Source organism: Leyella lascolaii (genome assembly GCF_900079775.1).
GTDB lineage: Bacteria > Bacteroidota > Bacteroidia > Bacteroidales > Bacteroidaceae > Prevotella > Prevotella lascolaii.
This window is the reverse complement of record NZ_LT556036.1, coordinates 566,863-572,528: the sequence shown is the minus strand read 5'-3', so window position 1 is coordinate 572,528 and position 5,666 is coordinate 566,863. Positions and strand designations below refer to the sequence as shown.

Sequence of the window (5,666 nt, the reverse complement as noted above, 5' to 3'; positions counted from 1 at the left end):
ACCTTTCCTTCTGCCTCAAATTTCCCGTTTTTCAGGATGAAAGGCACGTTGCCGTACTGGGAATCGTTGCCGATGTCGGTGATGCCGATACGGTCGCCGCCAGTCCAGGTGGTTCCGCTGGCGCGGGTGGCGGGGGCGATGTTGGCGGTAAACTGGGCGGCCACGGGGTCACCATTCAGGTTTTCGTTGTCGTTGTTGCAGGCTACAAGTGCGAGGGCGAGCGCTGCAAGTGCAAAAAATCTTGTCTTCATTATATCTGTCATTTTATTAGTTAAATTCCATTTCAATAATTGCTGCACCTCAGCAAAATCAATGCAAGCTTTGCTTCTGTGTTCGGTTTGCTAATTATTTACAAATCGGCATTTACATCATCACCTTTCACTTCTTCCCAGCCGTTGATTTCGGCTTCGTCCACTACCATGCCTTCGGGTGTCTCAACCAGCGTTCCGCCGAGGGTCAGCGATTTGCCCTTTCTTGTGTTGAACTCCTTGAGAGCTTCTGTGAGGTCGCTTTTCAGCGTGGTGGGGGTCGGGTTGCCGTCAGCATAGCGGATTTCACCCATCAGCAGTTGTTCCGTGCCGGTCACACCCAGCAGCCGCACCGTGGCTTTCCACTTGCCGGCATCGTCACCTTCGGTTATCTTGGTGAAGGGCAGCACGATGTTTGAAGCGGCTCCGTAGGTATCGGTAGCGAAATCGAGTGTTCCGGCTGCACCCGTCAGATGGGCAACAATCTCCGTGATGCGTCCGGCGGCATCACCCGTCGGTTTGATGATAAGTGTCAGTTCGCGTACCTGCTGCTTCATTGCGGCGGTCAACGGATAGTCCTTGTCTTTCTCGATGCTCACCTGTTTCGTATAGGTGAAGAACCATCCCGGGGCATTGTTTACAAAGGCATCCGTGCCTGCCCGGTTTCCCGTGGCTGCGGCAATGGTGGCGGTGGTACCATTTACCGTGATTCCTTCAGCTGGGTTCCACACCGCAAGGGTGTAGCTGCCTGGAGCAAACAGATGGTCGGGGGCATGGGTGGCGGAAGTTTCCGTACCCGTATAGTCGCCCATGGTGACCGTCCACGTGGCAGGTATGTTGATACCCTCACCGCAGGCCGACCAATCGGCTGTCACCGCAATTTTCCCATAGTCGGGATGCGGCGTGTCATAAAGCGTGTCCTTCACGCAGGAAGAGAGCAGCACGGCGGCTGCCATTCCCATCATATATATATATTGTCTTGCTTTCATACTCTATTCCTCCGTATCAGAATAACTTCCATACCAATGTCACACCGGCGTTGATGGGGCCACACCAATCTTTTGTCTCGTTGCCACAGCGCACGCGCACACCATCGATGACTTCATATTTTTCGAAATCGGCATTCAGGTAGCCCAAGCCGAGGTTGAAATCAAGAGTCAGTGCCTTGTTCAGCCGTAGCTGATAGCCGGTGGTGATGCCGCCACCCATCAGGTCGCCTTGCTTGCCTGTTTCGGAGATCTTGTAGTTGAACTGTCCGGCCTTGAACATCGCCCCCAGATACCAGGCTTTCTTCTCACCCATGTAATAACGTATTTCCGGAGCCACTTCCCAGAGTGCATAGCGGCGGTCCTTGTCGCTCCACGTCCAAGAAGTCCATGAGCCGTTTACGGCAATGCCACACGACGGGCAGATACGCCATTCAAGTCCTAAATCGGGTGTCAGGGTAGCCCAGCGCAATAGGTTGGCACGCAGGGAGAGATGATAATCAGTTGTGATTTTAGTTTCCGACGGCGTGCCGGCAAGTGTATTTTGTAGAGCAGCTTTTTCGGCTTCTGCCTTTTCAGCGGCAAGTCGGGCTTCTTCCGCCTTGCGCTGCTCTTCGGCACGCCGTTCCTGTTCGGCACGCGTCTCGGTTTCTAAGCGTTCTGCTTCTGCCCTGCGTCGCGCTTCCGCATCCATCGCGGCTGTTTCCTTTGCGGGTACCGTTAGGCGCACGATTACAAAATCACCCCCTGTCGCATGATTGTGGGTAATGAAGTTTTCTTCCTTGATTTTCGCGCGTGTAATCAGTTCTGATTTTACTCGATTGGCACGAATCTTCGCCGTTGCAAGGTTCTCGGCTTCACCGCCCAGCGAATTGCAGTAGCCGTCAACCAGTAGCGGCAACTTGCCGTTAAAAATTGTTGCTTTACTGTTTTCGATACATTCCAACAGGCGGGCAAGTTCAGTGTCATTGCCATTCCAAGGAACGTAGAACATGTCCTTCTGCGGAACGAAGCGGAAGGTGTAGGTTGTGTCTGTTTTCTGCTGCGCAATGACAGGAAAAGTTACCGTCATCAGCCACAGAAACAAGGTAAGAAAAGTGATTTTTCTGATCATATAAACTTGCATTTATTATCTTTGTCCTCTCCAAAGATAATAAATGTCATTCTATGCCCAAAAGATTAGAAAAACTTTTGCTGTAAAATTTTATAAATAATGTCGTTTGAGCATCTTTTTGTCGAATTAGCACTTTTTGAATTGTCGAATTAGCACTTTTTTGTCGTTTGAGCACTTTTTGGAAATGGGTTTCTGTGACCTTTTCCGATGTTTTTTTACTACACAAATTATTCCCGATTTGATTTTTTCCATTTGGCAGGCGTACATCCTTCTTTCTCGGAAAATAATTTGATAAAGTTACTTTGGGAAAGAAAACCGGAAGACTCAGCCAGCTTCTGTATATTGATTTCTGGATGCTCCTTCAGTATGTTTTTCGCATACTCCAACCGAAGACTGGTTATCCATTCGCGGAATGTCATTTTATACGTAGTCTTGATATAAGCGGAAAGATAGGTACGGTTCGTATAAAGTATTTCGGACAGTTCTTTTATGGTAAGTCCCTGCTGGACATAGCCGTCTGTCTTTATCCAGTTGTCAACCCTCTCTATAANTTCTCGGAAAATAATTTGATAAAGTTACTTTGGGAAAGAAAACCGGAAGACTCAGCCAGCTTCTGTATATTGATTTCTGGATGCTCCTTCAGTATGTTTTTCGCATACTCCAACCGAAGACTGGTTATCCATTCGCGGAATGTCATTTTATACGTAGTCTTGATATAAGCGGAAAGATAGGTACGGTTCGTATAAAGTATTTCGGACAGTTCTTTTATGGTAAGTCCCTGCTGGACATAGCCGTCTGTCTTTATCCAGTTGTCAACCCTCTCTATAAATTCTGTATAGGACCTAGGAACTTCTTTCTCAGAAACTATTTCATGTTCAGTTTCCGAATTTGTCAGAAGTTCTTCTTCAGATTGTATATCCTGCTCAAACGCATTTTCTACCTGTTCATAGAACAGCAGGTAGTTCTGATAGCTGTAGAAAAGATAGCTGTAGAACGGTATTGACGACAAAATCCAGATAAAAACATATTCGTCTGGCAGAAATGTCAGCAATCCGCATCCGACACCGAAGATAAGTGCCCAATAAGTGAATATGGAAAGCCATTCGATATATGCGCCTATATCATCCGCCTGAGTTTCATTGAAAATCTGAATGGCTCTACGATATGCAATTATGACTCTGCGAGCTAAAACGACTCCAAAAACGACTAACCAGGCAGCTAAAGCAAACAAAGAGAATTTTTGCATGATTCCGCTTGGCAACAGGAACAACACAACTCCGGAAAGAGTTGAAAATATAATCCATAAAATGATATGTGTCCACACACGCCGTTTGGTAATGTAAAAACGATCAAGCAACATTATCAATGCCGAACTGAACAGAGAATAGCACAGAAAGTATGTGGACATGTTCATCAATATGGCAGAATCCGCATTTTTGAATCGGATACCAAAGAAGAAATGTACCGAATAGTTTGCAGAAAGCAGCAACATAGCTATACCCATAATCTGTCGGGAGCGGAGATAATTCTTGAAAATTTTCTTTTCAGGAGTCTTTGCAAACAAAAAATAAAAGCCGAAGAATAACATCAACGGCAGTGCGGTACAAAGTGAAAAACTGTATATAGATGGTTCCATTGTTATGCTTATTTGATTTTGATACAAATTTTGATACAATTTCCGAATTATAAGCCAGTTGGGATAAAAAACAGAAAAGAATATCTCAGAGTGTTCGCTGCTTGATTAAAAAAATCAAGACCGAATCACCTAAGATCTTGCATCAAATTGCTCTAAGTCACACGTTTCTTATTGAAATCAAATAATGAGAATGAAGTATTTATTTTTTTCATTACAATTCTTTATAAGGATTATGTTCAGGAACCCTAATGAGTTCTTTTATATCAATTTCCAGACATTGAGATATCTGTATTAATGCTTCTAAAGGAGGTTGACAAGCATTAGTACACCATTTGGAAATGGTTGCTTGGTCTCTGCCAAGTTTCTCTGCAAGCCATTTGTTCGTTTTCCCCTTTTCTGCAAGCATAACTTTTATACGATTAAGATTTTTCTCAGCCATTGCGTATATTATTATTGTTTTCGGTTGCAAAGATACTCATTTTCCTCCAAATATCGTTTGTTTATCCGAAAATCATTATAAAAATCGGCAAATAATTTGCCTAATTAGAAATTTTGCTAATTTTTGCATGATTTACAGTGACTCGTCCCATCTTCATCTTGCATACCACTATATTCTATTAAAATGAAAACAGATGTGCCTACTTATAATTTTCTTCTTTTGGAGTTGATTTATGAATATCAAAATCGGAAAAATTCCGTTATCCGTGTTAATTTTTGTTTTCTCATAATTTCATTTTGGGGTTACGGGATTTTGTTGTTCCTAATTTGTTTCTTTTGCCATTTTGTCATTCGGATTAGCATTGATTATCAGAACATTACAAACAATCAGTAAGATTGCGAAACAAAAATAGCGTACAGTGTACAACGACAAAAATCGTTCTCTCTGTACGCTATTAAATCTTATTAAAAAGATGAAAGATTCTAACTAGCATCTCTTGGCATCGTTCCGTTCATTACAATAATCATCGGATACTCGTTTTTTACTTGCTCTGCTTGGCACACCTTGCGGTTCACAACCTTACTGATAAGCCATTGTCTGAACAACAAGGCTTGATATGTATCCATTTGAAGTGCTATGGCGATAATCACTTCCATATCATAGACATTCGCAGAATATCCATTTTCAAGTTTGATGTATTGCGAATGCTGGAAGTCTTTCAGCCCACTTTGTTTCCAAATGCGCTTGATGGTATTCTTCACTGCTGTCCCTGTTACATTCAACAGTTCGGCAATCTCCCAAACTGTCATCCACACCTCACCATGATGTGGGGCGTAGATGACCATATCTTCTTGTATTGTTATCACTTGTCGTTTCATACTCTGCCATTTATAGTGTTAGTATTATCGTTGCAAACATTTCCAAACGTGAATTCCTCAATGTTATTTATTTGCTGAGACAACTTTTCCACGTCTTTGCTCAATTTTTCCTTGGTAATCTTGGCATACACCTGGGTTGTCTTTATGTTCTTGTGACCAAGCATTGAACTCACGGTTTCTATTGGAACTCCGTTGGAGAGGCAAACCGAGGTTGCGAACGAATGACGGGAGACATGCCAGGAAAGCGGCTTGGTGATACCACATTTCTTTCCCAGTCTTTTGAGCGAATCCATACAACTTTTGTAGTTGGGTACTGGAAACACCCTACCGTCTTCACACAATCCACGATATTTTTCCATAATCTG

6 protein-coding genes and 2 pseudogenes are annotated in these 5,666 nt (G+C 43.5%); all 8 read right to left on the bottom strand.

Annotated features, from left to right (window positions below):
* A pseudogene (locus BN4609_RS05695) lies at positions 1-251 on the bottom strand (fimbrillin family protein); the annotation flags it as partial.
* Positions 252-349: 98 nt separating this feature from the next.
* On the bottom strand, positions 350-1,237 hold the full coding sequence (locus BN4609_RS05690) for a FimB/Mfa2 family fimbrial subunit (RefSeq protein ID WP_068855619.1): 888 nt from the start codon (positions 1,235-1,237) through the stop codon (positions 350-352).
* A gap of 16 nt (positions 1,238-1,253) precedes the next feature.
* The gene (locus tag BN4609_RS05685; RefSeq protein WP_068855662.1) at positions 1,254-2,348 is read right to left on the bottom strand and encodes a DUF3575 domain-containing protein; all 1,095 of its coding nucleotides are present in this window, start codon (positions 2,346-2,348) and stop codon (positions 1,254-1,256) included.
* A 227-nt stretch (positions 2,349-2,575) separates the two neighbouring features.
* Positions 2,576-2,902, bottom strand: a pseudogene (locus BN4609_RS16935) (helix-turn-helix domain-containing protein); the annotation flags it as partial.
* The gene (locus tag BN4609_RS05680; protein ID WP_068855618.1) at positions 2,893-3,936 is read right to left on the bottom strand and encodes a helix-turn-helix domain-containing protein; all 1,044 of its coding nucleotides are present in this window, start codon (positions 3,934-3,936) and stop codon (positions 2,893-2,895) included. The gene BN4609_RS05680 and the pseudogene BN4609_RS16935, both read right to left, overlap by 10 nt.
* A 259-nt stretch (positions 3,937-4,195) precedes the next feature.
* Positions 4,196-4,423 carry a helix-turn-helix transcriptional regulator gene (locus BN4609_RS05675; protein ID WP_068855617.1) on the bottom strand — a complete coding sequence of 76 codons (228 nt, stop codon included), beginning with the start codon at positions 4,421-4,423 and terminating at the stop codon, positions 4,196-4,198.
* Between the two features lie 482 nt (positions 4,424-4,905).
* Positions 4,906-5,301, bottom strand: coding sequence for a virulence RhuM family protein (locus tag BN4609_RS05670; protein WP_068855616.1), 396 nt, complete (start codon positions 5,299-5,301; stop codon positions 4,906-4,908).
* Positions 5,298-5,666: site-specific integrase (locus BN4609_RS05665; RefSeq protein ID WP_164071582.1), on the bottom strand; the 369-nt coding region annotated here is incomplete at its 5' end. The genes BN4609_RS05670 and BN4609_RS05665, both read right to left, overlap by 4 nt.